Raw genomic sequence first — 24997 nt, 5'->3', positions numbered from 1 at the left:
GTCTAGATACCCCGCCCACCGTCGAGCACCGCCATCAGCCCCACCATCAGGCAGGCCAGCACCCCGATCGTCAGATAGCGGCGCAGCCGCCCGTACCAGGGGGGAAACATGCCCACCGCCACCGCCTTGCGATCGACGATGAAGGCCAGCAGGAAGGCCGCGATATAAAGTGTCAGCACGGCGTAGATCTGGCCCGCGAACATCGCGCCCCAACCAATCAGGGCCGGCGTCACCGACCAGAGCAGCCGCGCCCCGCCGGGCCGCGCCGCCAAATCGGGGGCGAGCGCACGTCCCCAATGGGCGCCACCCAGGAAACTGAGGATCACCGCGCCGTATCCCAGCATGGCGTTGAGGGCGAGGCTGGCGTCGCCCGGCGCCGCGACCCATCCGCCGACGGCCCCGACGATGAAGGGCAGCAGCCCCCCGACGCCCAGGATCAGCGCCGGACGCGGAATGCGGGTCGGGTCGGGCGCGCTCATCCCCCCGCCTGCACGGTATAGGTGAAGGTGGTCTCGCCGCCGGCCGGGACCTCGACCTCGAAGCTGGCGGTACGGGCATCCGCGCGCGTCACCGGATGGCTTGAGTCCGTGACCTGCCATTCGCCGTTGAAACGATCCAGGATATCGACCGTGACGGGCGTCTTCTTGGCGTTGGTCAGCACGATCTCGTGCCGCGCCGTGTAGGGGCGGCGGCCGGTGCGCTCGTCCGGTTCGCCGCGCCATTCGAAACTGGCGAGACGCCGCCGCGCCCCGACATCGAAGGCCTCGCCGAGATCGAGGGCCACGCGCTCGCCGACCGCCGTGGCCGGCATCCGCGCTTCCGCCAGCAGCAGGGTGGAGAGCGCGCCGTCATCCGGCGCGCGCACCGACACCTCGCCCGCCGGCAGGGGCCGGGCGAGCGGGCCGTCCGCGTCGTTCACGAACGTGACCTCGACGCGCGGGCGCAGGCGCTCGCTTTCGTCCGGGGCGCGGCCGATCCAGGCCTCGCCCTGTCCCGTCAGCCGGTAATGCCGTTCCGCCGGCAGGGTCACCGACTTGAAAAGCGGGCGGCGCACCGTGCTGCTCCCCGCCAAGGTGACCGGGCGCGAGACGGAGAATATCTGCCGCTCCCCCACCGCCGCGACCGAGGGCGGTCCCCCGCCGGAATCGGAGGCCGACATGGTGCGATAGGCCATCGCCTGCATCGCCTCCTTCTGGACCGGGCGCGGCCGCGCGATGCGCGGCACGTCCCCGGCGACGAGACGCAGGCGGGCGGATTCGTAATCCTCGCGGCTTGTATTGACAATCAGATAGTCGCCAGAGAAGTGGACGGACGTTCCGTCATGCGCCACCTCGACCGCGTAGCGCGCATCCCAGGCGAGACCTCCGGCGGTATAGCGCAGAAACAATGTCGAGGTTCCCGCCGGCGCGTCGATCTCGACGGTCGCGGAGCGGTTGAGCGCGAGGTCCGCCGGAATGCTGTCCAGGCGCAACCGGCCCGGCGGCAGCACCTCCAACCCGCCGTCGCGCTCCACCACGGGCTCCCCCGCCCCGGCCGCGCGCAGGATGCCGGTGATCGCGCGTTCGGCCGGTTCGCCCGGCCCGGCGGACGGGTTGGGGACGAGCCAGGTGATCTCCTGGCCGATCAACCGCGCCAGGAGACCATATGCCTGGGTCTCGGCGGCTTGCAGGGTGACGGCCTCCGGCAGGATGGCGGCGGCGCTCTCCGACGGGACCAGGGCGGCGCTCAGGCTGTCGTCGATGGCGGTCTCCGGCAGACCGTCCGCGACCAGACGGCGCGCGCCGTCCGGCAAAGCGAGCGGCCGGGCCTCCGTCACCTCCGCCGGGCCGTCGCGATAGAGCACGATGTCGTGCGCGTCCGCCGCCGGGACCGGGACCGTGGCGGTTCCCTGCTCGGTCGATTGGGTGGCCGATTGGGCGGCGGCGGGCCGCGGCACGGCGACAAGACAGGCAAGCGCCGTGAGCCCGGCGGCCGCCAGCAGAGCATGTTTGCGCGCGCGACAGGGTGTCATCGGGGTCTCCTTTCCAGATCGAGGAAATTCCGGATAAGACGCGCGGTCTCCGGCACCTCGACATAGTTGTTCGCGTAGTGGAGCGCATCCCGGCCCCAGCTTCGCGCGAAGGGCGCCGCCTCGGCTTCGGGATGGAACTGAACGGAATACCAGCCGCCGCCGAAATCGAGGGCAACCGCCGGCATCTCCGCGCGCGTGGCCAGGATCGTGGCGCCTTCCGGCGGCTGGACGACATGTTCCTCGTTGCCGAAATGAAACCGCGGCGGGCGCGGCAGGTCGCGGAACAGCGGATGCGCCGCCCCGGCCGCCGTCAGATCGACCGGCAGGGTCGCGGCCACGGTGCCGCCCGTCACCTTCGCGACCGGCGCGCCGAGCGCGCGGGCCATGATCTGATGACCGCCGCAAATGCCCAGGACGATCGGGCCCGCATCCCCCCGCGCGCGCTGCGCCCGCAGCCAGTCGGTCAGGGCGCGCTGCCAGGGCAGGTCGTCATGCACGCTGTGGAAGGAACCGCCGACCACCACCACTTCCGGCGCGTCCGGCCCGTCGATCGGGGGCAGGGGCGCGCCGTGACAGACCCGCCGCCCCTCATAGCGCACGCTCTCGCGCACGCCGGCGCGGCGCAGCGTCGCCTCGAACCAGACGGTCTCGTCGTCGCCGCCGGGCTCGTCCGCGAACAGCGCGGGGTCGTAACGTCCCGGCGCGCCGAGCTGGCCGATGAAGGTGAGGCGTTTGAGGGGCTCCGCCATGGATGGCAAACTCTGTTTCCGAAAGGGTGGTCTAGAGGGCTTGGCGCGCCTTCAGCGCGGCGCTCAACGTGCCGTCGTCGAGATAGTCGAGTTCCCCGCCCACCGGCACCCCGTGGGCAAGGCGGGTCACGCGCACCCCGCTTTCCGCCAGACGTTCGGTGATGTAATGGGCGGTGGTTTGACCGTCCACGGTCAGATTCGTGGCAAGAATGATCTCGGTGACCGGGCTGTCGCCGCCGACCCGGGCCAACAATTGCGCGATCGTCAGATCCTCCGGCCCCACCCCGTCGAGGGCGGAGAGCACCCCGCCCAATACGTGATAGCGCCCCTTGAAACCGGCCGCGCGTTCCAGCGCCCAAAGATCGCCCACCTGCTCCACCACGCAGATCAGCGTCGGGTCGCGCCGTTCGTCGGTGCAGATATGACAGGGGTCGGCCGTATCCAGATTGCCGCAGGTCGAACAGGTGCGGATCGCGTCCGCCGCCTCGGCGAGCGCGGTCGCCAGCGGACGCATCAGGCTTTCGCGCTTACGCACGAGGTCGAGTGCCGCCCGCCGGGCGGAGCGCGGCCCGAGGCCCGGGAGCCGGGCCAGAAGCTGGATCAGCCGGTCGATCTCCTGCATCGAAACCCGTCGCGCCCGGCGATCAGAAAGGCAGCTTCATGCCGGGGGGAAGTTGCAGGCCGCCCATCAGCTTCTGGGTTTCCTCCTGCATGCGTTCCTCGGCCTTGGTCTGGGCGTCGTTGACCGCCGCGACCAGCAGATCCTCCAGCACCTCCTTCTCGTCCTCCTTGAGGAGCGAGGGGTCGATCTCCACCCGGCGCAGCTTGGACCGGCCCGTGACGGTGGCGGAGACCATGCCGCCGCCGGCGGTGCCCATGACCTCCATCTCCTCCATCTGCTGCTGCATTTCCTGCATGCGCTGCTGCATTTCCTGCGCCTGCTTCATCATATTGGCCATGTTCTTCATCGGCGGTCGGCCTCTCTCGACGGTTGTCGGTCATTCACGGCGCGCGCCCCAAGGGGGCGTGCGAGCGGCTCAGGGGTCGAAGGGTCCGGGGTCGCCGTCTTCCCATGGCGGCGGCTCGTCATCCTCCGGCCCCGGATCGGGAAATGGGGTCGCCGTGGGGTCGGGATCAAGACCGGTCCCGGAATCGCCGCTTTCTTCGCCGGTGGACGAAACCTCCGGTCCACCTCCGGTATCGCGGCCCGTGACGCGGACGATCTCCGCCCCCGGGAAGGCGGACTTGATCGCCTGGACCAGCGGGTCGCCCTCCGCGCGGGACAGGCGGGCGCGTTCGTTCGCCTTTTCCTGCTCGACGATCGTCGGCGCGCCGGGCGCGTTGGAGAGGCTGACGATCCAGCGCTCCCCCGTCCAGTCGGTAAGCTTGCGGGTCAATTGACCCGGCAGTTCCTTCAGATCACGCGGCGCGCTGTCGGAGAGCCGGAATTCCAGCCGCCCGCGCTCCAGCGCGACGGGATGGACATGGCGGCGCAGCGCGCTGGCGATGCGCAATTCCTTGCGCTTCTCCGCCAGGGCGACCAGCGCGCGAAAATCCTGCGGTATCGGATCATTGGACAGCGCGGGGGACAGCGCGGGCGCCGAATTCGGGGCGGGGGCCTCGGTCTCGACCGGCTGGGGCGCCGACTGAAGGGCCGTACGGGCGCCGCCCTGCTCCGCCTGGGCGGTCGGGAGGCGGGTGGTTCGGGCTTGGGCGGTCGGGGCCTGTTGCGGTGCGGCGGCGCCCGGCGCCGCCGCCTGGGATACGGCATTCGGACCGGCACCGCTCGCGGGCGGCGCACCGCCACCGGATGGGGCCGCGCCGCCCGTCGCCGCGCCACCCGTCGTGGACGCCGCGCCCCCGTCCGCGCCGCGCAACTGCTTGATCAAATCGCCCGGCGGCGGCATGTCGGCGGCATGGATCAGGCGAATCAGCACCATCTCCGCCGCCTGGATGGGGGACGGCGCCTCGCGCACCTCCCCCAGCCCCTTCATCAACATCTGCCAGGCGCGGCTCAGGATCGGCATGCTGAGGCGCTCGGCCATCTCGCGGCCGCGCGTGCGCTCCAACTCAGGCGTCGTGGACTGATCGAACAGGCCCGGCACGATCTTGGCGCGGGTCAGCCAATGGGTGATATCCAGCATGTCCTGGATCACCACCGCCGGGTCCGCGCCCACATCATAGAGCCCCCCCAGCACGTCGAGCGCGCCGGCCGCATCGCCCTTCATCACCGCGTCGTAAAGATCGTAGATCCGCGCCCGGTCGGCGAGGCCGAGCATGTCGCGCACCCGCGCCCCCTCGACCGTGCCGGAGGAAAGGGCGATGGCCTGATCCAGGATCGACAGCCCGTCGCGCACGGAGCCGTCGGCGGCCCGCGCGATCATGGCGAGCGCCTCGTCCTCGACGCCCATCCCCTCGGCCTCCGCCACGCGGCGGAAATGACCGGAAAGCTGTTCCACGGGAACGCGGCGAAGGTCGAAGCGCTGGCACCGGCTTAGGACGGTGACGGGGACCTTGCGGATTTCGGTCGTGGCGAAGACGAACTTCACATGCGCCGGCGGCTCCTCCAACGTCTTCAGCAACGCGTTGAAGGCCTGGTTCGAGAGCATGTGCACCTCGTCCAGGATATAGACCTTGTAGCGCGCCGATGTCGGGCGGTAGCGCACGCCGTCGATCAGGTCGCGGATATCGTTGACCCCGGTGCGGCTGGCCGCGTCCATCTCGATCACGTCGACATGGCGGTCGCTGGCGATGGCCAGGCAGTTCTCGCACCGGCCGCAGGGGCTGGTCGTCGGCCCGCCCGTTCCGTCCGGGCCGGTGCAGTTGAGGGCCTTGGCGATGATGCGCGCCGTCGTCGTCTTGCCCACCCCGCGCACGCCGGTCAGCACGAAGGCCTGGGCGATGCGGTTGGCGTTGATCGCGTTGGTCAGGGTGCGGACCAACGGCTCCTGCCCGATCAACTCCTCGAAATTGGTCGGCCGGTATTTCCGGGCGAGAACGCGATAGGCGTCGGATTTCTTCCCGGCGGCTTCGCCCATCGGCGGTTCGGCGGGATGCTCGGCGGAGGTCGCCTCCGCCGGGGAATCCGGGGGAGAGTTCACCGGCGCGTTCACCGAGGCGTTCACTGGGGCGCCCTCGCCCTCGGCCGGGGCGGAATCGCTTTCGGGCGGTTCCGGTTCGGAGGCTTCGGGCTCGGGGGGCGGGGTCTCCTCCCCAAACAGATTAGGGCCGGGCGGCGGCGCCTCCGGCGCGCCGTCCTCCCCGGTCTCATCGTCGCGGTCCATGTCGTCGCTGGCACTCATCGCCCCGACAATAGCGGCGCCAAGCGGTGAACCCAACAGATTGTTGGGACCAGCGAGTGGGATCGTCTCGGTCGGGAAAAAGTGGGAAAAGCGGCGGAAGACCGGAGCGACGACCCGGGCGGAAACTCGTTACGGCTGCTTCCTTCCGGACCTGACCGGGTTGGCGAGGCGCCCGCCCGCCGTCCGGCCTTCCAAGCGCCTTATATCAGGATCGCCCCGGGGGAGTGCAACCCGATTCCTCCAGATTCCTAGGGGCGGGTTCCGTATAGGGAATAGGATTGTCGCCCCCGCCCCTCCGTGCCACTTTTCCCCATCATGAAAATGCTGCCCCGCCGATCCGTTCCGCACCACGCCCATCCCGCCAACCGCTACGCCTCCGGGCCGCTCGACCGGGCGGACGAGATGCGGCGCGACGGGGCGGCGCTGGGCGATTTCGCCATGGCCGGGAACGCCCGCTACGTGCCGGTCTGGCAGCAGGCGACATTGGTGGATTACACCGACGGCGACGTGACGGCGCGGTTCCTTTCCGTCGAGGAGATGGCCGTCGCGGTCGAGGCCACCGGTGGGGGCGGCGTCGGCATCTTCCTGGGGCTCGACGATCTGCGCCGGCCCTATTTCGCGCTGGACCTGGGCACCGGAGAGGCGGCGCCGGAGAGTCTCGGCGGCGCGTTCGAGGATCTGCGCAAGACCGGCCCGGCGCTGAACCACGAGGCCGGCGCGATCCTGGCCTATGCGCGCGGCATGGTGCATTGGGACCGGCGCCATCGCTTCTGCGGCGCCTGCGGCCACCCGGCGGAGGCCGCGAAGGGCGGGCATGAGCGGCGCTGCACCAACGCGGCCTGCGGGGCCGTGCATTTCCCGCGCACCGACCCGGCCGTCATCATGTTGATCCATGACGGCGGCGACCGCGCGGTGCTGGGCCGCCAGCCGGTCTGGCCGCCGGGCATGCATTCGGTCCTGGCCGGCTTCGTCGAGCCGGGTGAGAGCCTGGAGGACGCCGTCGCGCGCGAGGTGATGGAGGAGGTCGGCCTGCCGGTCGCCGACGTCACCTATAAATCGAGCCAGCCCTGGCCCTTCCCCTCCTCCATCATGCTGGGCTTCACGGCGCGCGCCACCGGCTTCGACCTCCGGGTGGCGGAGGACGAGATCGAAAGCGCGCGCTGGATGAGCCGCGCGGAGTTGTTGGCCAGTCCGGAGGACGAGAGCTTCAAGCTGCCCCGCCCGGACAGCATCGCGCGGCGCCTGATCGAGGATTGGCTGGCCGACGGCGCGAAATGACCGCTCCGAAACGGCCTGCCGCTACAGAATGAATTTCGACAGATCCGCGTCGGCGGCCAGATGGCCGACCTGGCTCTCGACATAGGCCGCGTCGATTTCCACCGTCTCGCCGGCGCGGTCGGAGGCGGTGTAGGAAATTTCCTCCAGCAGCTTTTCGATCACCGTGTGCAGACGCCGAGCGCCGATATTCTCCACCGATTGATTGATCGCGGCGGAAAGGCGCGCGATCTCGTCGATCGCCTCCTCGCTGAAGGAGAGCGTCACCTCCTCCGTCCCCAGCAGGGCCACCGACTGCTTGATCAGCGAATTCTCGGTCTCGCGCAGGATGCGGCCGAAATCCTCCTCCGTCAGGGCGGTCAGATTGACCCGGATCGGCAGGCGCCCCTGCAATTCCGGCAGCATGTCCGACGGCTTGGCCAGGTGGAAGGCACCGGAAGCGATGAAGAGGATATGATCCGTCTTCACCGCGCCATGCTTGGTGGAGACGGTCGTGCCCTCGATCAGTGGCAGCAGGTCGCGCTGCACGCCCTCACGGCTGACATCGCCGCCGCCGGCGCGTTCCTGGCGGATGGTGATCTTGTCGATCTCGTCGATGAAGGCGATGCCGTTCTGCTCGACATTGCCGATCGCCTCCAGCTTGATCGCCTCGTGGTCGAGGAGCTTGTCGGCCTCCTCCGCCACCAGCACGTCGTAGCTGTTCTTGACCGTCATCTTGCGCTTCTTCGTGCGCCCGCCGAAGGCCTTGCCGAAGATGTCGCCCAGATTGACCATGCCCATCTGCGCGCCCGGCATGCCGGGAATTTCCATGGTCGGCATGCCGCCGCCCTGGTCCTGCAACTCGACCTCGATTTCCTTGTCGTCGAGTTCGCCCTCGCGCAGCTTCTTGCGGAAGGACTGGCGCGTGCTGTCGCCCGCGTTATCGCCGACCAGGGCGGAGATCACCCGTTCCTCCGCCGCCAGTTCGGCCTGGGGCCGCATGGCCCGGCGCTGCTTGTCGGAGGCCATCTGGATCGCGGCCTCGACCAGATCCCGCACGATCTGCTCAACGTCGCGTCCGACATAGCCGACCTCGGTGAACTTCGTCGCCTCGACCTTGATGAAGGGCGCCTCGGCCAGCTTGGCCAGCCGCCGGGCGATCTCCGTCTTGCCACACCCGGTCGGGCCGATCATCAGGATGTTCTTGGGCAGCACCTCCTCGCGCAGCGTCTCGTCGAGCTGCTGGCGGCGCCAGCGGTTGCGCAGGGCGATGGCCACGGCGCGCTTGGCCTCGCGCTGGCCGATGATGAAGCGGTCGAGTTCGGAGACGATCTCGCGCGGGCTGAATGCGGTCATGGGGAAAGCGGCCTTTCGACTGGACTCTCGAACTGGATCGCGGATCGGGCGGGACGCGTGTCCCGGCCTCAGGCGGCGCCGGGCTTCAGCGTCTCGACCGCGATCTCGCCATTGGTATAGATGCAGATGCCGGCGGCGATATCCATGGCGCGGCGCGCGATCGCCTCCGCGTCCATGTCCTCCCGGTCGGCGAGCGCCCGGGCCGCCGCCAGCGCGTAGGCGCCTCCGGAGCCGATGCCGATCAGCCCGTCCTCCGGTTCGATCACGTCGCCGGTGCCGGAGAGGATCAGCGACACCTCGCTGTCCGCCACCGCCATCATCGCCTCCAACCGGCGCAGATAGCGGTCGGTGCGCCAGTCCTTGGCAAGCTCGACGCAGGCGCGGGTAAGCTGGGTCGGATATTGTTCCAGCTTCGCCTCCAGCCGCTCGAACAGCGTGAAGGCATCCGCCGTCGCGCCCGCGAAACCGGCGATCACGCGCCCGTTCGCGAGGCGCCGCACCTTGCGCGCATTGGATTTGAAGACCGTATTGCCGAGGGTGACCTGCCCATCGCCGGCCACCACGACATCCGCCCCCTTGCGCACGGCCAGGATCGTCGTGCCATGCATCTCGGCGGGAGAGTTCATCGCCTTGTCCGTCATGCGCCGCGATATGGGATGCCGCGCGACGGGGGTCAATCGGAAAGTGGACGCGGCCCGAAGGAAGGCGGGAGGGATGCCGGACGCCCGCCCGCGCAAAAATCATATCTCCATATGGCATATCCGGTTGTCCACGATTAAACTGCACGTCGTAATTGCGTTTCGTTGGGGAGAGGGTCCTTATCATGCCGGTCCATGTTCAGCGCGCGTGCGCCCGCGTTCGCGCGTCCATCTCGCTGCTTGTCGTCCTGGCCGTCCTGGCCGCCTGCAACACGACCGCGCCGATGGTGCTCGACCGTCCGGACCCGGACGCCCCGACCGCGATCGAGGCCCAGGCGGACGCGGACGAGATCGCCCAGGCCGCGATGTTCGGGGAGAGCAAGTACAAGCCGATCGCCTTCACCAGCGCGATCAGCGCGATCCGGCATGGAACCGTCGTGATGCATTTCCCCGCCGGCGGAGTCGAGGGGCTGGGCGGCTCCTTGTGCAACTACCGGCATCAGGGCGAGTCCGTTTACGAATGGCGGGCGACCGGCAAGTTCCTCGGCAATTGGGACGGAGAGGTCGGCACCATGATCCACAAGGCCCTCGCCCAGAGGGGCTTCGACCTGGCGGGCGACCCGGAGGCGATGTTCGAGGTCGATGACGACCGCAACCGGGCCCAATATCTCCTCGGCGCGCGGCTGGCCGAAATGGTCGGCAACGGGTGCGAGGAACATCATTGGTGGGACGGCCGGCCGCTTGGCAAATACTCCGCCGAGATCCAGATCGAGGTCGATTGGATCGTCTACGACCCGCTGCGCAAGGAGCCGGTCGAAACCTTCACCTCCAAGGGGTACGGCATCCAGAAGAAGCCGAAGCAGACCGGAATCACGGATGCCTTCTTCGACGCCTGGGGCGCCGCCACGGAAAAGCTGGCGGTCGATCCCGACTTCGCCGCCCTTCTCTCCACCAGCGAGACCGAGACCTTCCGCTCCCAGCCCCTGGCGGACGAGCCCATCCTGATCGAGGCCAACAGGCTGCGCACCCTGCCGATCCGCGAGACACTGGACGCGGTTCTGGATTCCACGGTCTCGATTCGCACCGGGACGGGGCTGGGCTCCGGATTCCTGATCTCGCGCGACGGCTATATCCTGACCAACCACCACGTCACGGGGAACGCCGAGCAGGTGGCCGTCGTGCTGCGCAACGGAATCGAGGTGACGGGCACCGTCCTGCGCCGCCACAAGCAGCGTGACATCGCGCTGATCAAGGTCCCGTTGACCGGCGGCAACCCCTTCCCGATCCGCACGGCGGAACCGGAAGTGACCGAGGATGTCTATGCCGTCGGCAACCCGTTGAAGGAGGCGCTGCGCTCCACCGTGACGCGCGGCGTGGTCAGCGCCACCCGCCGGTCGGAGCAAACCGGGCTTCGACTGATCCAGGCGGACGTCGATATTCAGGGCGGCAATAGCGGCGGCCCCCTGCTCGACGCCAATGGCAACGTGGTCGCGGTCGCGGTCTCGGGATACGGGCCGGGCAGCTACTCCGTCGGCGCCAACTTCTTCATTCCGATCGCCGATGCGTTGCACTTCCTGAATGTCAGGATCACGACGGAAGAAGCCGCGGCCCTCTAACCCGATAGGGACGACGCGGTCCCGATGCGTTGTCCCGCCGATCGGGCGCGCCATCCCTGGCCAAGCGCCCTATCGGCGGGTATAACCGCGCCTTGCGGCCCCTGTTCGCGCCGCACGGAGAAGGGATTCGCCATGCGCACCGCCAGCGTCGAGCGCGTCACGAAGGAGACGCGGATCGCCGTGTCCGTCGATCTGGACGGCACCGGCAAGACCGATATCGCGACCGGGATCGGTTTCCTCGATCACATGTTGGATCAACTCGGCCGGCACGGGTTGGTCGACCTTACCGTGCGCGCGGAAGGCGACCTGCATATCGATTTCCACCACACGACCGAGGATTCCGGCTACGCCATCGGCGAGGCGATCGCCAAGGCGCTGGGCGAGCGCAAGGGGATCGAGCGCTTCGGCGATGCCGTCATTCCGATGGACGAGACGCTGACGCGCGTCGCCCTCGACCTTTCCGGCCGTCCCTATCTGGTGTGGAAGGTCGCCTTCACCCGGGACAAGCTGGGCGATTTCGATACCGAGCTGTTCAAGGAATGGTACCAGGCCTTCGCCCAGGCGCTGGGCGCCAACGTCCATGTCGAGACGCTGCACGGCGAGAACAACCACCATAAGATCGAGAGCGCCTTCAAGGGCCTCGCCCGCGCGCTCAAGGCGGCGGTGGCGATCGACCCGCGCAAGGCCGATCAGGTGCCCTCGACCAAGGGCGCGCTCGGCGGGGTCGCCGGCATGGCGGCGGCGCCGGCCGCGCGCTCCTGATATCTCACCCTTGGTAATGGGAACAGCGCGTCGATGAGTGTCGCGATCGTCGATTACGGCTCCGGCAATCTGCGCTCGGCCGCGAAGGCGTTCGAGCGCATGGCCGGCCCCTCCGAAACCATCGAGGTGACGGACGATGCCGCGCGTATCCGCGCGGCCGACCGCATCGTGCTGCCCGGCGTGGGCGCTTTCGGCGACTGCATGCGCGGGCTTTCGGCCGTGCCGGGCGTGGTGGAGGCCCTGACGGAGGCGGTGATCCACAAGGGCCGCCCCTTCCTCGGCATCTGCGTCGGCATGCAGTTGATGGCCGACGAGGGGCGGGAGCACGGGGTGCATCCGGGCCTCGGCTGGATTCCGGGACGGGTGGAGGCGATCCGTCCGCCGGACCCGAGCCTGAAGGTGCCGCATATGGGGTGGAACATCCTGACCGACGTGGCCGATCATCCGGTCTTCGCCGGGCTGGGGGATGGGCGGCACTATGCCTATTTCGTCCACGGCTATCACCTGACGCCGGACGATCCGGCCCATCGCCTCGCGGCGGTCGAATACGGCCGCGTGCTGACGGCGGCCGTCGGACGCGACAACATGGTGGGCACCCAGTTCCACCCGGAGAAGAGCCAGGCGGCGGGCCTTCGGCTGATCGCCAATTTCCTTGCCTGGACTCCCTAGAGCACGAAACCGCACAGGACCCGTGACGCGATGATCCTCTACCCGGCAATCGACCTGAAGGACGGCCAGTGCGTGCGCCTGCTGCGCGGCGAGATGGCGGCGGCCACCGTCTTCAACGACGATCCCGGCGCCCAGGCCCGCGCCTTCCATCAGGCGGGCGCGGAGTGGCTGCATGTGGTCGACCTCAACGGCGCCTTCGCCGGCAAGCCCGTCAACGCGGAGGCGGTGGAGCGTATCCTGGCCGCCGTCGGCGGGCGCATGCCGGTGCAACTCGGCGGCGGCATCCGCTCGCTAGAGGGGGCCCGCGCCTGGATCGAGCGCGGGGTGAGCCGCATCGTGCTCGGCACCGTCGCGGTCAAGGACCCGGCGGTCGTGCACGACTGCTGCCGGGAATTCCCGGGCAAGGTCGCCGTCGGCATCGACGCGCGCGACGGCCGCGTCGCCGTCGAGGGCTGGGCCGAGGCGACGGAGATCGAGGCGCTCGACCTCGCCCGCCGGTTCGAGGATGCCGGCGTCTCGGCCATCGTCTATACCGATATCGACCGGGACGGCGCGCTCGGCGGGGTCAATGTCGACGCGACGGCGGCGCTTGCCCGGGCGGTCTCGATCCCGGTGATCGCCTCGGGCGGGGTTAAGGATCTGCAGGACATTCGGGCGCTGATGGCGACCGGCGCGATCGCGGGCGCGATCTCCGGCCGGGCGCTCTATGACGGGCGGCTCGACCTCGGCGAGGCGGTGGCGCTCACCAAGTCCGGCGGCCAAGCGACCGGCCAGACGGGTGGGAACTGATCGCGATGCTGACGACACGGATCATCCCCTGCCTCGACGTCAAGGACGGCCGCGTCGTCAAGGGCGTCAACTTCGTCGATCTGCGCGATGCCGGCGACCCGGTGGAACAGGCGCGGATCTATGACGCCGCCGGGGCGGACGAGCTCTGCTTCCTCGACATCACGGCGAGCCACGAGAACCGCGACACGATCTATGACGTCGTCGCCCGCACGGCGGAGGCGGCCTTCATGCCGGTCACCGTCGGCGGCGGGGTTCGCGCGGTGGAGGATATCCGCAAGCTGCTGCTGGCCGGCGCCGACAAGGTGTCGATCAACACGGCCGCGGTGAAACGTCCCGACTTCGTGCGCGAGGGGGCGGAGCGTTTCGGCAGCCAATGCATCGTCGTCGCCCTCGACGCCAAGGCGACCGGCCCCGGCAAGTGGGAGATCTTCACCCATGGCGGGCGGGAGCCGACGGGCCTGGACGCGGTGGAATGGGCGCGGCATATGGTCGATCTCGGCGCGGGCGAGCTGTTGCTGACCTCGATGGACCGCGACGGCACCAAGAGCGGCTTCGACAACGCCCTGACCCGCGCGGTCGCGGACGCGGTCACCGTGCCGGTCATCGCCTCCGGCGGCGTCGGTACCCTCGACCATCTGGTGGACGGCGTGCGCGAGGGTCATGCCGCCGCCGTTCTGGCCGCCTCCATCTTCCATTTCGGCGAATATTCCATCGCCGAGGCCAAGGCGCACATGGCCGCCGCCGGTCTGCCCATCCGGCCGGTCGATGGCGGCAGCCAGGCCCCCACCACGCCAAGGGAGGGAGACTGACCCCATGGCGCAAGAAACGCCGACGCATGCCATCGACCGTCTGCACGCCACCGTGCTGGCGCGCAAGGGCGCGGACCCGGGCGAGAGCTATACCGCGAAGCTCTACGCCAAGGGGCGGGCCAAGATCGCCCAGAAGCTGGGCGAGGAAGCGGTCGAGTGCGTGATCGAGGCGACCCGCGACGACCATGACGGGCTGGTCGCGGAGAGCGCCGACCTGCTCTATCATCTCTGCGTGCTCTGGGCCGATGCCGGGGTCGATCCCGCCGAGGTCTGGGAGAAGCTGGAAGCGCGCGCCGGCACGTCCGGGCTGGAGGAGAAGGCGCGCCGCGGGGAGTAATACCAAATCTTGCTGATCATGCCCCATGCGGATCGCGTTCGGCTTTCCCCCGAACGGACAGAGGCGGATAGGAAGGGTGGCGCGAGCGATGCGGGGCATCGTCAACAAGATTTGGTATGAACCACGATGACGGACGGCGCCGTCGACCTCGCCCATCTGATCGCCTTCAACCTAACCCTGCTGGCCGCGATCGCCAGTCCCGGGCCGGCGCTGCTGGTGGCGATTCGAACGACGCTCGCCTCCGGTCGGCGGGCGGGCTTCGTGACGGGTGCGGGGCTCGGCACCATGGCGGCGACATGGACGCTGCTGGCGCTTCTGGGGCTGGACGGGCTGTTCCAACTGGTGCCCTGGGGCTATATGGCGGCCAAGATCGCGGGCGCGCTCTATCTCCTCCATATCGCCTATCGCACCTGGAAGGGCGCGCGCGACGCAATCGCCGGCCCCGCCCGCCCGGCGCGTCATGCCTTCCGCGACGGATTCCTGATCAATCTGCTGAACCCGAAGTCCGTGCTGTTCGCCGCCGCCGTCCTGGTGGTGATCTTTCCCGTCGGCCTCGGCCCATGGGAGATGGCCGTCGTCGTCGGCAATCACCTGGCGGTCGAACTCGCCTTCTATGCCGTCCTCGCCGCCGCGATGGGCGCGGAGACGGTGCGCGGGCGCTATCTGGCGGCGAAGCGCCATCTCGACCGGGGCGCGGCGCTTCTGCTCGGCGCGCTCGGCCTTCGGTTGTTGGTGGACCGCTGAAGCGGCCGCCGCCTCATTTCGTTTGAACCGACCGATGCCGGGTGCGACCCTCCCGTCAAATCCTGGACCAACCGGAGGACGAAGTCGCCATGGCGACCTATGATGACCAGAACATCTTCGCGAAGATTCTGCGCGGCGAGATTCCCAACGACACGATTTTCGAGGACGAGCATGTCCTCGCCTTTCGCGACATCAACCCGCAGGCCCCGACCCATGTGCTGGTGATCCCAAAGGGGGCCTATGTCTCCTTCGACGATTTCAGCGAGAAGGCCGGGGACGCGGAGATCGCCGCCTTCGTGCGCGCCGTCGGCCATGTCGCGCGCAAGATGGGCCTGAAGGACAGCGGCTATCGCGTCCTCGCCAATCACGGGCGCGATTCGAACCAGGAGGTGCCCCACTTCCACGTTCATATCGCCGGGGGGCAACAGCTCGGCCCGCTGCTGGCGAAACCCCGGAGTTGATCGTCGTCCACGCGGCTATTCGGCGAAGACGATAATCCGCTCGAACCGGCGTTCGGGGCGGCTGGGAATATCGTATATTCGACGCCCCATCGCCCCTTTCCGCATCCGATAGAAGGCGCAGAAACCGGGGGCCCGAACCTGGACGCCCTTCTCGCGCGTCGCCGGGTTGGCGTGATCCCGGAACATCTCCACGTTGGTGTCCAGGAGGCCGAGGAATTCGGCGCGGCTATCCCGCATGAAACTGGGGAAATACTGAATTTCCGTATCGACCTGGATGTCGTTCAAACGCGGAAAATAGAACGGATAAACGACCGGGTGAATCTGGATCGTCCCGTCCTCCATGTCGATGCGCATCTTGAAGCGGCTGCATTTCTCGATCGCCGCGATATAGCGGTCCAGGGCTTCCGGCTCCCGGCTGTCATAGACCGGCTCGAAGCGCCCGCGCGCGGCCCAGCGCAGGCGCTTGTAGCGGCCGGTCGACATGATCTGCGCCTCGACCGTCTTCGCGATGGCCGAATCGTCCGTGTAGATAACGTTGGCGAAGATATCCAGGCCGGTGAAATAGGAGAAGAAATTCTTCGCGACCCGCCCCGGCCGCCCGGGTTCGGCCACGGCGTTGCGCTGGGTCGCCCACATCTCCCCGTCACGGATGATCAGATGCGGCAGATCCAGCGCCTCGATATAGGTCTCGGTGGAACGGCGGGTCTCGACCGTCTCGTCCGGCTGAAGGAATATGCGCACATCCGCCCCGGCGAGCGCCGCCGGCACGATATCCGCATCCGCGTTGAAATGAGCCGTCGGCGCGCCGGGATCGGCGGTTGTCATGGTCACGAACCTAATACGAGAGGGAGAAGCGTCAGCCTACCCCTCCATACCCCGCGCGTCGAGCGAACGTGCCTCAGCCGCGCGCCGCCGCCAGCAGATCCTCGAGCGCGGCGAACTTGTGCCGCACGCGTCCGTCGCCGGCGCGGGCGGATTCCGCCGCGTCGATACGGCCCCAGGCCGCGAAATCGACGGTGACATGCCCCGCTTCCTCCAGGCGCGGGATGATCGCCGCGCGACCGGGGCGGTCCCCGGCCGAAACCTCGTCCAGGATACGGTCGGCAACGCCGTGCGCCTCCGGCCGATTGGTGCCGATCGTGCCGCTGGGGCCGCGCTTGGCCCAGCCGACGACATAGAGGCCGGGCTCGATCAGCCCGCCCTCGTTCGCCAGCCGCCCGCCCGTCGTCGGCACGGCACCACAGTCCTCGCTGACATAGCCGATGCAGGACACGACCAGATCGGCGGGCAAATCGACCGTCTCCCGCGTCGCCATGGCCTTACCGTCTCGAACCTCGGTTCTATGGAAACGCATGGCCGCGACCCGGCCGTCCGCGCCCGCCACGACCGCCGCCGGTTCAAGGTGAAAGGCGAAGCGGATGGTGATTGGCGCCGAGCGCGTTTCGCCCGCATAGCCCTTCAGTATCTCATAGGCTTGGGAATTGAGCGCGCCCTCCCCATCCGACGCCACGTCCCCGGCGCGAACCCGCACGGCGGCATTTTCCAACGTGCCAAGCTCGCCGATCTCCGTCGGCGTGAACTTGGCGTTGAGCGCGTCGCGCCGACCGACGATCACGATCTCCTCCACCGGCGCCTCGGCAAGCGCGCGGCTCGCCTCCGGCGAAAGGTCGGAGCCTTCCAACTCCGCCGGCGTCTTTGAGAAGAGCCGCGCGACGTCGATCGCCACATTGCCGTTACCGACGACGACGACGCGCCGCACGGTGGACAGGTCCGGCACATCCGCCGCCGCGTCGGGATGATCATTGTACCAGCGGGTGAACCGGCCGGAGCCGATGACACCCGGCAAATCCTCGCCCGGCACGCCCATCGGTCGGTCGCTCGCCGCGCCCGTCGCCAGGACCACCGCGTCATAGGCGGCGCGCAGATCGTCCAGCGACAGATCGCGACCGATGGCGACATTACCGAGGAAGCGCACCTCCGGCTTCTCCAACGCCTTGGCCATCACGCGATTGGCCGCCTTGGTCGTCTGATGATCCGGCGCCACGCCCGAACGGACGAGGCCGAAAGGGGTCGGCAGGCGGTCGAACAGATCGACCTCCACCGCGCCCTTGGCCTTGCGGCCGAGACGCTCGGCGACATAGCAGCCGGCTGGGCCGCTGCCGACGATGGCGATTTTTAGGGAAGACATGCGCGTTACGTCCCGAAACCCAACCCTGCATCGCGAAAAGGCACCGCCGCCCCCGATCGCGGACCGGGGACGGCGAGGGCCCTAGCGACGATCGTGCCGATCAGTTGATCCGCACATATTCGTAATCGACCGGCTTGGAGTCGATACCGCGATCCGGCGGCGCGATCCACCCCGCCATCTTGCCGGGCTCGATCACCTGATGCATCAGGCTTTTCACATAGGCCCGGTCGGATTCGGTCGGCAGCCACGTGGTGCGCATCCGCTCGAACTGCTCGTCCGCGATCGGATTGCCCTCCGGATCCGTCGTATGCCCCTGCCAGGGGCCGACCGACCGGCGGAAACGGGTCGAGGGCAGCGTGATCTCGAAGTCGAAGCCGGCCTTCTTGATCAGGCGGTTCCAGCGGATGACGCCCATCATGCAGTCCTTCACATAGGCCTGCCGGACCATCTCGTTGACCGCGTTACGCGCCGGCGCGCTCTCCACCGTGGCGCCGCCGTTGCCGTCGGGAACGGTCAGGTCGTAGGTCGCGTCGAGAAGGACATGATCCTCGAAGCTGGCCTCGTCCGGCCGGCCCTTGAGGCCGCTGGCGAAATACGCGGCCGCGTTCGACGACTTCTCCGAACCGAACAGATCCATGCAGCTGGAGAACCAGAAGTTCACATAGCGCTGAAGCAACGGCAGATCGATCGCCCCCGCCTTGCGCACGGCCTCCGGATCGTCGGTGCCGGCTTCCTTCATCACCTCCAGCGCACGCTTGATGATGCGGCCGATGCCGGTCTCGCCCACGAACATGTGGTGCGCTTCCTCGGTCAGCATGAACTGGCAGGTGCGCGCCAGCGGGTCGAACGAGCTTTCGGCCAGCGACTTGAGCTGGAACTTGCCGTCGCGATCCGTGAAGTAGGTGAACATGAAGAAGCTGAGCCAGTCGTCGATCGGCTCGTTGAAGGTGCCGAGGATACGCGGGTTATCCTGATCGCCGGAATGACGGTGCAGAAGCTCCTCGGCCTCCTCGCGGCCCTGGCGGCCGAAATGGGCGTGCAGCAGATAGACCATGGCCCAGAGGTGACGCCCCTCCTCCACATTGACCTGGAAGAGATTGCGCAGATCGTAAAGCGACGGGCAGGTCTGGCCCAGCATGCGCTGCTGCTCGACCGAGGCGGGCTCGGTGTCGCCCTGGGTCACGATCAGGTTACGCAGCGCCGCGCGGTGCTCGCCCGGAACGTCCTGCCAGACCGGCTTGCCGAATTCGTCGCCGAAGCCGATCGCGCGGTCCTTCTCCTGATCGGCCAGGAAGATGCCCCAGCGATAGTCCGGCATCTTCACATGGCCGAAGGTGGCCCAGCCCTTGGCATCGACCGAGGTCGCGGTACGCAGATAGACGTCGGACGCCTGGAAACCTTCCGGCCCCATATCCGTCCACCAGTCCAGGAAATGCGGCTGCCAATGCTCCAGCGCGCGCTGCAAGGCCCGGTCCGTCGACAGATTGACGTTATTGGGGATGCGTTCCTGATAGTTGATCGACATGTCGCTTACACCCTCTTCCAGTCGAAGTCGGCCTTCGAGCCCGAGCCGAACAGTTTCAACGCGCCCTTCTCCCCGACCGCGTTCGGCCGGATGAAGATCCAGTTCTGCCAGGCGCTGAGGCGCCCGAAGACCCGGGTCAGCATGGTCTCATTGGTGGGGAAGCGCAGATTGGCCTCCATGCCGGTCAGCGCGTCGGGCGAAAGACTGACGCGCTCCTCGGTGGCGATGCGGATCTCGTCCTTCCAATCCAGATCGTCGGGAATGAAGGTGACGAGACCGGCCTCGTTCGCCGCCTCGGCCGCCATCGCCTCGCCGACGCGCTTCTCCAGCGCGGCCACGGTATCCGCATCCTCATGGAAACGGTTCTGTAGGCGCGTGCGGTCATCGACACCCGGCAGCGGCCCGAAATTCATCGCGCTGAGGCGGATCGTCGGCGCGGCATCGGGGTCGTCCGGCAGGTCGAGCATGTAGCTGCGGTCCGCCGCCAGCGCGAGTTCCAGAAGCGTGCCCGCGAAGCAGGAGCCTTCCTCGATGATCGCGAAGAGCGAGCGCGAGGTCACATCCACCCGCTGCAGCGTGCGCCGCAGGAAGCCCAGCGTCTCCCGCAGGAACCAGTGATCGCGACCCTGCTCCGCCAGGAAGGCGTCATGGGCCATGACCTTCTCGGCATCGCCCTCGGTCTTGAGGTGCCACATGCCGAAGCTCTCGTGATTGGTGCGGAGCATGAGGATCGCGTCCTCCAGCTCCCGCGCCATGGCGAGCGGCCAGAAATCCACGCCCTGGGCCCGCGCGGCCTCGCCGTCGGCGGGCGGGTCGCTCTCCGGCGCCTTCACGGTCAGGGTGACGACGCGCGTCGCCTCGTCCAGCGTCACGTCGACATAGCGGTAGCCATAGCCGTCGTCGCGCATGTCGCGGGCGACCTTGGTCCAGGCGACACCTTCCGCGTCGCTGGGACGGATGCTGGTCGCGGCCAGCTCCTCGGCGCGCGCGCGGACCTTCTCGTCGAAATTCTGCTTGGGCGCGATGTCGTCGACCAGCCCCCAATCCTTCGCCTTCTTGCCGCGAACACCCTCCTCGGAGGTGCAGAAGACATCGGCCAGATCGCGGCGCACCTTACGCTTGTCGGTGACGCGGGTCAGGCCGCCCGTGCCCGGCAGCACGCCGAGCAGCGGCACCTCCGGCAGGCTGACGGCGCTGGAGCGGTCATCGATCAGGAAGATCTCGTCGCAGGCGAGCGCGAGTTCGTAGCCGCCGCCGGCCGTCGTGCCGTTGCAGGCCGCCAGGAACTTCAACCCCTCATGCTTGGAGCTGTCCTCCATGCCGTTGCGGGTTTCGTTCGTGAACTTACAGAAATTGACCTTCCAGCCGTGGCTGGAGGTGCCGAGCATGTAGATGTTGGCGCCCGCGCAGAACATCCGGTCCAGCCCGGAGGTGACGATCGCCGTCTTGACGGTCGGATTCTCGAACCGGATGCGGTTCAGCGCGTCGTTGAGCTCGATATCCACGCCCAGGTCGTAGGAGTTGAGCTTGAGCTTGTAGCCCGGGCGGATACCGCCGTCCTCGTCGACGGTCAGCTTCATGGTCGCGATCTCGCCGTCGACCTCATAGGACCAATGCCGGTATTCCGACGGGTCGCGGTCGTAGGTGACGATGTTCGCGGTGGCGGGCTGCGCGGCGGTCGCCGGCGCCTCGGCTGCGTGAGCGGTCATTCCCGATCCCTTTCTTTCCCGGAACGGACTGTTGCAGTGCATGCCGTTCCTTGGCTTCACCCTTATGCACTATAATGCATGTCTTGGGCGGATTCAAGAATTATTGTGCGTACCGCCCTCGCCTTGCCTGCCCTTTCTCCATGAACAAGGCAGGGGTGAAGGCGGCCGAAACCCGCACGGGACCGGGCCGCCACCCACCGACAAATCCTGGGAAAGAAGAGGAGCCTAGATCGCCCGGGCCAGCATCGGCTTCACCGCCGCGACGAGGGCGGCGAGGCTTTCCTCGATCGTCTGACCCGACGTGTCGATCGAGGCGTCGGCGCGGCGATAGCTCGATTCCCGCGCGGCCAGGATCGCCTTCAGGTCCTCCATCGCCTCGTCGTTGCGGGCCATGGGGCGCAGGTCGCCCTGATCGATCACCCGGTTCATATGCTCCTCGGGCGACGCCTTGATCCAGACCGTATGGCAGTGATCGAGCAGCAGGCCGAAGGTCGCGGGCTCGGAAACGATACCACCGCCGGTCGAGATCACCACCCGGTCATGCTCGCGCAGGGCGGATTCCAGCGCGCGCCGCTCGTACCGCCGGAAGGCCGGCTGGCCGCTCAGCGCCAGGATTTCCCCGATGCTGCCGCCGTAGTCGCGCTCCACGATCCGGTTAAGCTCGACGAAGGGCAGGTCGAGACGCGCCGCGAGCAGCCGGCCGAGGGTCGATTTTCCGGCCCCCCGCAGGCCGATCAGGGCGATCCGCTGGCGCTTGTTCGCCTGTTCCCCGCCTTCCAGGTGGCGCTCGATCGCCGCGCGGATGCCAGGCAGGCGCGCGGGCTCCACACCCTGGAGAAGATCGACGATCTCCCCCAGCGCGCCTTCCGCCGTCACCGTGCCGGCGATCAGGTCGGCCAGCGGATAATCGACGGCCGACGCGATCTGGCGCAGCACCGCGATGGAGGGATTGCCGGTCCCCCCTTCCAACTGCGCCAGATATCGTTCGGAAACGCCGGAATCCCGTGCCAGAATACGACGCGCCATGCCCCGCTTCGCCCGGGCATCGCGAACGCGCGCGCCGAGCTTGGCCAGATAATCGGCGAGCTCGCTGTCCGCCTCGTCCTTGACACGCCGTTCGCTCATGGGGCGGCACGGTGCAGCGAATCGTCGCGCCGCGCAAGAGAGCTTGTGCAGTATGGTGCTTTTCAGAACGGGTGACATGCATTATATTGCACACCCAATGCCCTGCCCACGATAGCGGCCGGGCGCCGTTATTTTGAACAAGCGGAGACTTGGACGGGATGTCGGATAAGGTAACGATTTTGGTCGGTACGATGACCGGAACGGCCGAGTTGGTGGCGGACGAGATCGCCGAGGTCCTGAACGACAAGGGCCTGGAGGCGGAAATCGAACTGATGGACGATCTCGATTCGGCCGCGCTCTCCGGCGGCGGCACCTTCATCATCTGCACCTCCACCTATGGCAGCGGCGACGTACCGGACAACGGCCATGCCTTCATCGAATCGCTGGACAAGGACGCCCCGGACCTGAGCGCCGTGCGCTATGGCGTGTTCGCGCTGGGCGACATGACCTATGCGCAGACCTTCTGCTTTGGCGGCAAGCAATTCGACGAGATGCTGTCGAAGCTCGGCGCGCGGCGGATCGGGGAGGTGATGAAGCACAACGCCTCCGAAGGCACGCTGCCGGAGGACGTGGCGGCCGACTGGGCGGCCGAATGGTACGATACGCTGATGGAAGCGGCGTGAACGCCCGTACCTTCCGCCCCCTCATCCCGCGCCGCCCGAACCGGAACAGGAGGATGAACGCATGACGACCGGAACCGCCGCGGCGGAAACCCTTAAATCGACGGTCGCGGAGATCACGGCGCGGATCGCGGACAAGCCGCTCGACGCCGATCTCGACCGGTTCCTGAACGATACCTTCCCGCCGGGAAGCGAGACCTTCCAGCGCCTCGCCGACACCTGCCGGCGGGGCATGGACGAAGGCTGGCTGGGCGAGCGCGAGATGGGCGGTATTCGCTTCGGCCGGCCGGTGAAGCCGGGGCCGGAAACGCACGGTTTCTCCGTCGACGTCGTGCGCTATCGCGATTTGGCCGGCCCGCATCATGGCCACCCCAAGGGCGAGATCGACATGATCGTGCCGTTGGAGCCGGACGCCAAGTTCGACGGCCGGGGCGAGGGCTGGCTGGTCTATGAGCCCGGCACGGCGCATCATCCGACGATTTCCGAGGGCGAGGCGATCGTCCTCTATCTTCTGCCCGAAGGCGAGATCGCCTTCACCAAGGGCAAGTAACCGCGCCGCACGGCGACCCGGGGACGGACGGGGGACCCCGCCACGCCCTCCAAGATCATAAGAACGGTCCCGGCGCGACATCGCCGCCAAGACCGCACGGACCAAGGCCGCCTGGGACGGATGGCGCACCCGCCGCCCCGAGAACGGGGCAGGCGCCATTCCGCTTGGCGAGGGATATCAAGAGAGAAGCAGGAAACGACCCCATGGCGAGTGAACAAAGCGTCGGCGCCCCCTACAACGCCGCCGACGACCTGATCGGCCGCAACCTGAAGGCCGGCCGCGGCGACAAGACTGCCTTCATCGACAAGGACGGCCCCCATAGCTATGCCGATCTGGAGGCACGCGCCTGCCGGGTCGCCAATCTCCTGACGGCGCGCGGTATCCGGGCCGACGACCGGGTCCTGATGTGCATGACGGACACGGTGGATTTTCCCGCGGCCTTCCTCGGCGCGATCAAGGCCGGTATCGTGCCGATCCCGGTCAATACACGGCTGACGGCCGAGGATTACGACTTCATGCTGGAGGACAGCCGGGCGCGCGCGCTGATCGTCTCCGAGCCGTTGCTGCCGCAGTTCGAGAGCCATATCGGCACCCATCGCTATCTGGAGACGGTGATCGTCTCCGGCGCGGATGCGGGCGGGCATATCCTGCTCTCCGACGCGCTGGCGGACCAGCCGGCGACGTTCGAAACCGCCCCGACGCGGGCCGACGATATCTGCTTCTGGCTCTATACCTCCGGCACCACGGGCAAGCCGAAGGGCGCCGTGCATCTGCACAGCCATCTGTCCGATACGGCCGAGCTCTATGCCCTGCCGATCCTCGGCATCCGGGAGGACGATATCGTCTTCTCCGCGGCCAAGCTGTTCTTCGCCTATGGCCTGGGCAACGGCCTGACCTTCCCGATGGCGGTCGGCGCGACGGCGGTGCTGCTGGAGGGGCCGCCGGACCCGAAATCGGTCTGCGCGATTCTCAAGGATCAGGGCGTCACCATCTTCTATGGCGTGCCCACCCTCTACGGCATGTTGTTGGCCAGCGGCGAACTGCCCGCGACCGGCGAGCACAGGATGCGTGCGGCGACATCCGCGGGCGAGGCGCTGCCGACCGAGCTGTTCAAGCGCTTCAAGGACAAGACGGGGGTGGAAATCCTGGACGGCCTCGGCTCGACCGAGATGCTGCATATCTTCCTCTCCAACCGGCCGGGAGAGGTGCGGCCCGGCGCGTCGGGCAAGCCGGTACCGGGCTATGAGCTGCGTCTCGTCGACGAGGACGGCACGGTGATCGAGGAAGCCGACGCGATGGGCACGCTGGAGGTGAAGGGGCCGACTAGCGCCATCATGTATTGGAGCCAGCGCGGCAAGAGCCGGGAGACCTTCTGCGGCGCCTGGACCCGCACCGGCGACAAGTATGTCCGCGACGCCGAGGGCTATTACAGCCACGCCGGACGCTCCGACGACATGCTGAAGGTGGGCGGCATCTATGTCTCCCCGGTCGAGGTCGAGAATGCGTTGCTGGGTCACGAGGCGGTGTTGGAATGCGCCGTCGTGGGCCATCCGGATCATGACCAGTTGATCAAGCCGAAGGCCTATGTCGTGCTGCGCGAGGGGCTTTCCGGCGACGAGGCGCTGGCCGACGAGATCAAGGCCTATGTCAAGCAGGCCCTGGCCGGATATAAATATCCGCGCTGGGTCGAGTTCACGGACGAACTGCCGAAAACCGCGACCGGCAAGATCCAACGCTTCAAGCTGCGCGCCTCCTGACCCGTCCCTTTCGATAAAGGTCCGTG

At 67.9% G+C, this 24997-nt stretch carries 25 protein-coding genes and 1 other RNA gene; 12 read left to right on the top strand and 14 right to left on the bottom strand.

The annotated features are described in order from the left end of the window. Positions 1-2: 2 nt before the first annotated feature. The 7 genes from KAJ83_RS04885 to ffs all read right to left on the bottom strand — a co-directional run bounded on the left by KAJ83_RS04885 (position 3) and on the right by ffs (position 6252). A complete protein-coding gene (locus KAJ83_RS04885; protein ID WP_210680914.1) occupies positions 3-479 on the bottom strand; it encodes a DUF3429 domain-containing protein in 477 nt (158 codons plus the stop codon). Beyond that, complete coding sequence (locus tag KAJ83_RS04880; RefSeq protein WP_210680913.1) at positions 476-2011, bottom strand: DUF4139 domain-containing protein; 1536 nt, start codon at positions 2009-2011, stop codon at positions 476-478. The genes KAJ83_RS04885 and KAJ83_RS04880 overlap by 4 nt, the downstream gene beginning before the upstream one ends. Further along, a complete protein-coding gene (locus tag KAJ83_RS04875; RefSeq protein WP_210680912.1) occupies positions 2008-2760 on the bottom strand; it encodes a type 1 glutamine amidotransferase in 753 nt (250 codons plus the stop codon). The genes KAJ83_RS04880 and KAJ83_RS04875 overlap by 4 nt, the downstream gene beginning before the upstream one ends. 31 nt (positions 2761-2791) lie before the next feature. After that, positions 2792-3382, bottom strand: a complete 591-nt coding sequence (recR, locus tag KAJ83_RS04870) for a recombination mediator RecR (protein WP_210680911.1) — start codon at positions 3380-3382, stop codon at positions 2792-2794. 22 nt (positions 3383-3404) lie between these two features. Next, on the bottom strand, positions 3405-3728 hold the full coding sequence (locus KAJ83_RS04865; RefSeq protein WP_210680910.1) for a YbaB/EbfC family nucleoid-associated protein: 324 nt from the start codon (positions 3726-3728) through the stop codon (positions 3405-3407). Positions 3729-3797: 69 nt separating this feature from the next. Further along, on the bottom strand, positions 3798-5798 hold the full coding sequence (locus KAJ83_RS04860; RefSeq protein ID WP_246484275.1) for a DNA polymerase III subunit gamma/tau: 2001 nt from the start codon (positions 5796-5798) through the stop codon (positions 3798-3800). A 359-nt stretch (positions 5799-6157) separates the two neighbouring features. Next, an RNA gene (gene ffs, locus KAJ83_RS04855) (signal recognition particle sRNA small type) lies at positions 6158-6252 on the bottom strand. A gap of 125 nt (positions 6253-6377) precedes the next feature. Here ffs and nudC point away from each other — a divergent pair. Beyond that, on the top strand, positions 6378-7340 hold the full coding sequence (gene nudC / locus KAJ83_RS04850) for an NAD(+) diphosphatase (protein ID WP_246484254.1): 963 nt from the start codon (positions 6378-6380) through the stop codon (positions 7338-7340). Positions 7341-7361: 21 nt separating this feature from the next. On the opposite strand, the gene hslU is transcribed toward nudC, so the two are convergent. Both hslU and hslV read right to left on the bottom strand, forming a co-directional pair. Next, positions 7362-8672, bottom strand: a complete 1311-nt coding sequence (hslU, locus tag KAJ83_RS04845) for an ATP-dependent protease ATPase subunit HslU (RefSeq protein ID WP_210680909.1) — start codon at positions 8670-8672, stop codon at positions 7362-7364. A gap of 68 nt (positions 8673-8740) precedes the next feature. Next, a complete protein-coding gene (hslV, locus tag KAJ83_RS04840; protein ID WP_281413095.1) occupies positions 8741-9298 on the bottom strand; it encodes an ATP-dependent protease subunit HslV in 558 nt (185 codons plus the stop codon). A gap of 197 nt (positions 9299-9495) precedes the next feature. Between hslV and KAJ83_RS04835 the strand changes: the two genes are divergently transcribed. The 8 genes from KAJ83_RS04835 to KAJ83_RS04800 all read left to right on the top strand — a co-directional run bounded on the left by KAJ83_RS04835 (position 9496) and on the right by KAJ83_RS04800 (position 15497). Continuing rightward, the gene (locus KAJ83_RS04835; protein WP_210680908.1) at positions 9496-10926 is read left to right on the top strand and encodes a S1C family serine protease; all 1431 of its coding nucleotides are present in this window, start codon (positions 9496-9498) and stop codon (positions 10924-10926) included. 132 nt (positions 10927-11058) lie between these two features. Continuing rightward, entirely contained in the window at positions 11059-11688 is a 630-nt protein-coding gene (gene hisB, locus KAJ83_RS04830; protein ID WP_210680907.1) for an imidazoleglycerol-phosphate dehydratase HisB, read from the top strand. Between the two features lie 33 nt (positions 11689-11721). Further along, positions 11722-12357, top strand: a complete 636-nt coding sequence (hisH, locus tag KAJ83_RS04825; RefSeq protein WP_210680906.1) for an imidazole glycerol phosphate synthase subunit HisH — start codon at positions 11722-11724, stop codon at positions 12355-12357. Between the two features lie 30 nt (positions 12358-12387). After that, a complete protein-coding gene (gene hisA / locus KAJ83_RS04820; protein WP_210680905.1) occupies positions 12388-13146 on the top strand; it encodes a 1-(5-phosphoribosyl)-5-[(5-phosphoribosylamino)methylideneamino]imidazole-4-carboxamide isomerase in 759 nt (252 codons plus the stop codon). 5 nt (positions 13147-13151) lie between these two features. Then, complete coding sequence (hisF, locus tag KAJ83_RS04815) at positions 13152-13955, top strand: imidazole glycerol phosphate synthase subunit HisF (RefSeq protein WP_210680904.1); 804 nt, start codon at positions 13152-13154, stop codon at positions 13953-13955. A gap of 4 nt (positions 13956-13959) precedes the next feature. Beyond that, a complete protein-coding gene (locus tag KAJ83_RS04810; protein WP_210680903.1) occupies positions 13960-14292 on the top strand; it encodes a phosphoribosyl-ATP diphosphatase in 333 nt (110 codons plus the stop codon). 126 nt (positions 14293-14418) lie between these two features. Next, a complete protein-coding gene (locus KAJ83_RS04805; protein ID WP_210680902.1) occupies positions 14419-15036 on the top strand; it encodes a LysE family translocator in 618 nt (205 codons plus the stop codon). A gap of 89 nt (positions 15037-15125) precedes the next feature. Continuing rightward, positions 15126-15497, top strand: coding sequence for a histidine triad nucleotide-binding protein (locus KAJ83_RS04800; protein ID WP_210680901.1), 372 nt, complete (start codon positions 15126-15128; stop codon positions 15495-15497). Positions 15498-15512: 15 nt separating this feature from the next. On the opposite strand, the gene KAJ83_RS04795 is transcribed toward KAJ83_RS04800, so the two are convergent. The 5 genes from KAJ83_RS04795 to KAJ83_RS04775 form a co-directional block, all read right to left on the bottom strand. Next, positions 15513-16322, bottom strand: a complete 810-nt coding sequence (locus tag KAJ83_RS04795) for a hypothetical protein (RefSeq protein WP_210680900.1) — start codon at positions 16320-16322, stop codon at positions 15513-15515. A 73-nt stretch (positions 16323-16395) separates the two neighbouring features. Beyond that, the gene (locus tag KAJ83_RS04790; RefSeq protein ID WP_210680899.1) at positions 16396-17685 is read right to left on the bottom strand and encodes an FAD-dependent oxidoreductase; all 1290 of its coding nucleotides are present in this window, start codon (positions 17683-17685) and stop codon (positions 16396-16398) included. 100 nt (positions 17686-17785) lie between these two features. Further along, a complete protein-coding gene (gene boxB, locus KAJ83_RS04785; RefSeq protein ID WP_210680898.1) occupies positions 17786-19210 on the bottom strand; it encodes a benzoyl-CoA 2,3-epoxidase subunit BoxB in 1425 nt (474 codons plus the stop codon). A gap of 5 nt (positions 19211-19215) precedes the next feature. Then, entirely contained in the window at positions 19216-20919 is a 1704-nt protein-coding gene (gene boxC, locus KAJ83_RS04780; protein WP_210680897.1) for a 2,3-epoxybenzoyl-CoA dihydrolase, read from the bottom strand. A gap of 225 nt (positions 20920-21144) precedes the next feature. Next, on the bottom strand, positions 21145-22044 hold the full coding sequence (locus KAJ83_RS04775) for a helix-turn-helix transcriptional regulator (protein ID WP_210680896.1): 900 nt from the start codon (positions 22042-22044) through the stop codon (positions 21145-21147). Between the two features lie 158 nt (positions 22045-22202). Between KAJ83_RS04775 and KAJ83_RS04770 the strand changes: the two genes are divergently transcribed. The 3 genes from KAJ83_RS04770 (at position 22203) to KAJ83_RS04760 (ending at position 24971) form a co-directional block, all read left to right on the top strand. Then, on the top strand, positions 22203-22667 hold the full coding sequence (locus tag KAJ83_RS04770; protein ID WP_210680895.1) for a flavodoxin domain-containing protein: 465 nt from the start codon (positions 22203-22205) through the stop codon (positions 22665-22667). Positions 22668-22728: 61 nt separating this feature from the next. After that, positions 22729-23214, top strand: coding sequence for a 4-hydroxylaminobenzoate lyase (locus tag KAJ83_RS04765; RefSeq protein ID WP_210680894.1), 486 nt, complete (start codon positions 22729-22731; stop codon positions 23212-23214). 203 nt (positions 23215-23417) lie between these two features. Continuing rightward, positions 23418-24971: a benzoate-CoA ligase family protein gene (locus tag KAJ83_RS04760; RefSeq protein WP_210680893.1), complete on the top strand. Its 1554-nt coding sequence runs from the start codon at positions 23418-23420 to the stop codon at positions 24969-24971. Positions 24972-24997 lie beyond the last annotated feature (26 nt).

Origin of the sequence: Marivibrio halodurans (genome assembly GCF_017963645.1) — a bacterium.
GTDB classification, from domain to species: domain Bacteria; phylum Pseudomonadota; class Alphaproteobacteria; order UBA8366; family Aestuariispiraceae; genus Marivibrio; species Marivibrio halodurans.
This window is presented reverse-complemented; position numbering and strand designations above follow the sequence as displayed.

Coding starts and splice junctions, on each gene's coding strand:
- KAJ83_RS04885 (WP_210680914.1), bottom strand. CDS start 479: ATGAGCGCGCCCGACCCGACCCGCATTCCGCGTCCGGCGCTGATCCTG.
- KAJ83_RS04880 (WP_210680913.1), bottom strand. CDS start 2,011: ATGACACCCTGTCGCGCGCGCAAACATGCTCTGCTGGCGGCCGCCGGG.
- KAJ83_RS04875 (WP_210680912.1), bottom strand. CDS start 2,760: ATGGCGGAGCCCCTCAAACGCCTCACCTTCATCGGCCAGCTCGGCGCG.
- recR (WP_210680911.1), bottom strand. CDS start 3,382: ATGCAGGAGATCGACCGGCTGATCCAGCTTCTGGCCCGGCTCCCGGGC.
- KAJ83_RS04865 (WP_210680910.1), bottom strand. CDS start 3,728: ATGAAGAACATGGCCAATATGATGAAGCAGGCGCAGGAAATGCAGCAG.
- KAJ83_RS04860 (WP_246484275.1), bottom strand. CDS start 5,798: ATGGGCGAAGCCGCCGGGAAGAAATCCGACGCCTATCGCGTTCTCGCC.
- nudC (WP_246484254.1), top strand. CDS start 6,378: ATGAAAATGCTGCCCCGCCGATCCGTTCCGCACCACGCCCATCCCGCC.
- hslU (WP_210680909.1), bottom strand. CDS start 8,672: ATGACCGCATTCAGCCCGCGCGAGATCGTCTCCGAACTCGACCGCTTC.
- hslV (WP_281413095.1), bottom strand. CDS start 9,298: ATGAACTCTCCCGCCGAGATGCATGGCACGACGATCCTGGCCGTGCGC.
- KAJ83_RS04835 (WP_210680908.1), top strand. CDS start 9,496: ATGCCGGTCCATGTTCAGCGCGCGTGCGCCCGCGTTCGCGCGTCCATC.
- hisB (WP_210680907.1), top strand. CDS start 11,059: ATGCGCACCGCCAGCGTCGAGCGCGTCACGAAGGAGACGCGGATCGCC.
- hisH (WP_210680906.1), top strand. CDS start 11,722: ATGAGTGTCGCGATCGTCGATTACGGCTCCGGCAATCTGCGCTCGGCC.
- hisA (WP_210680905.1), top strand. CDS start 12,388: ATGATCCTCTACCCGGCAATCGACCTGAAGGACGGCCAGTGCGTGCGC.
- hisF (WP_210680904.1), top strand. CDS start 13,152: ATGCTGACGACACGGATCATCCCCTGCCTCGACGTCAAGGACGGCCGC.
- KAJ83_RS04810 (WP_210680903.1), top strand. CDS start 13,960: ATGGCGCAAGAAACGCCGACGCATGCCATCGACCGTCTGCACGCCACC.
- KAJ83_RS04805 (WP_210680902.1), top strand. CDS start 14,419: ATGACGGACGGCGCCGTCGACCTCGCCCATCTGATCGCCTTCAACCTA.
- KAJ83_RS04800 (WP_210680901.1), top strand. CDS start 15,126: ATGGCGACCTATGATGACCAGAACATCTTCGCGAAGATTCTGCGCGGC.
- KAJ83_RS04795 (WP_210680900.1), bottom strand. CDS start 16,322: ATGACAACCGCCGATCCCGGCGCGCCGACGGCTCATTTCAACGCGGAT.
- KAJ83_RS04790 (WP_210680899.1), bottom strand. CDS start 17,685: ATGTCTTCCCTAAAAATCGCCATCGTCGGCAGCGGCCCAGCCGGCTGC.
- boxB (WP_210680898.1), bottom strand. CDS start 19,210: ATGTCGATCAACTATCAGGAACGCATCCCCAATAACGTCAATCTGTCG.
- boxC (WP_210680897.1), bottom strand. CDS start 20,919: ATGACCGCTCACGCAGCCGAGGCGCCGGCGACCGCCGCGCAGCCCGCC.
- KAJ83_RS04775 (WP_210680896.1), bottom strand. CDS start 22,044: ATGAGCGAACGGCGTGTCAAGGACGAGGCGGACAGCGAGCTCGCCGAT.
- KAJ83_RS04770 (WP_210680895.1), top strand. CDS start 22,203: ATGTCGGATAAGGTAACGATTTTGGTCGGTACGATGACCGGAACGGCC.
- KAJ83_RS04765 (WP_210680894.1), top strand. CDS start 22,729: ATGACGACCGGAACCGCCGCGGCGGAAACCCTTAAATCGACGGTCGCG.
- KAJ83_RS04760 (WP_210680893.1), top strand. CDS start 23,418: ATGGCGAGTGAACAAAGCGTCGGCGCCCCCTACAACGCCGCCGACGAC.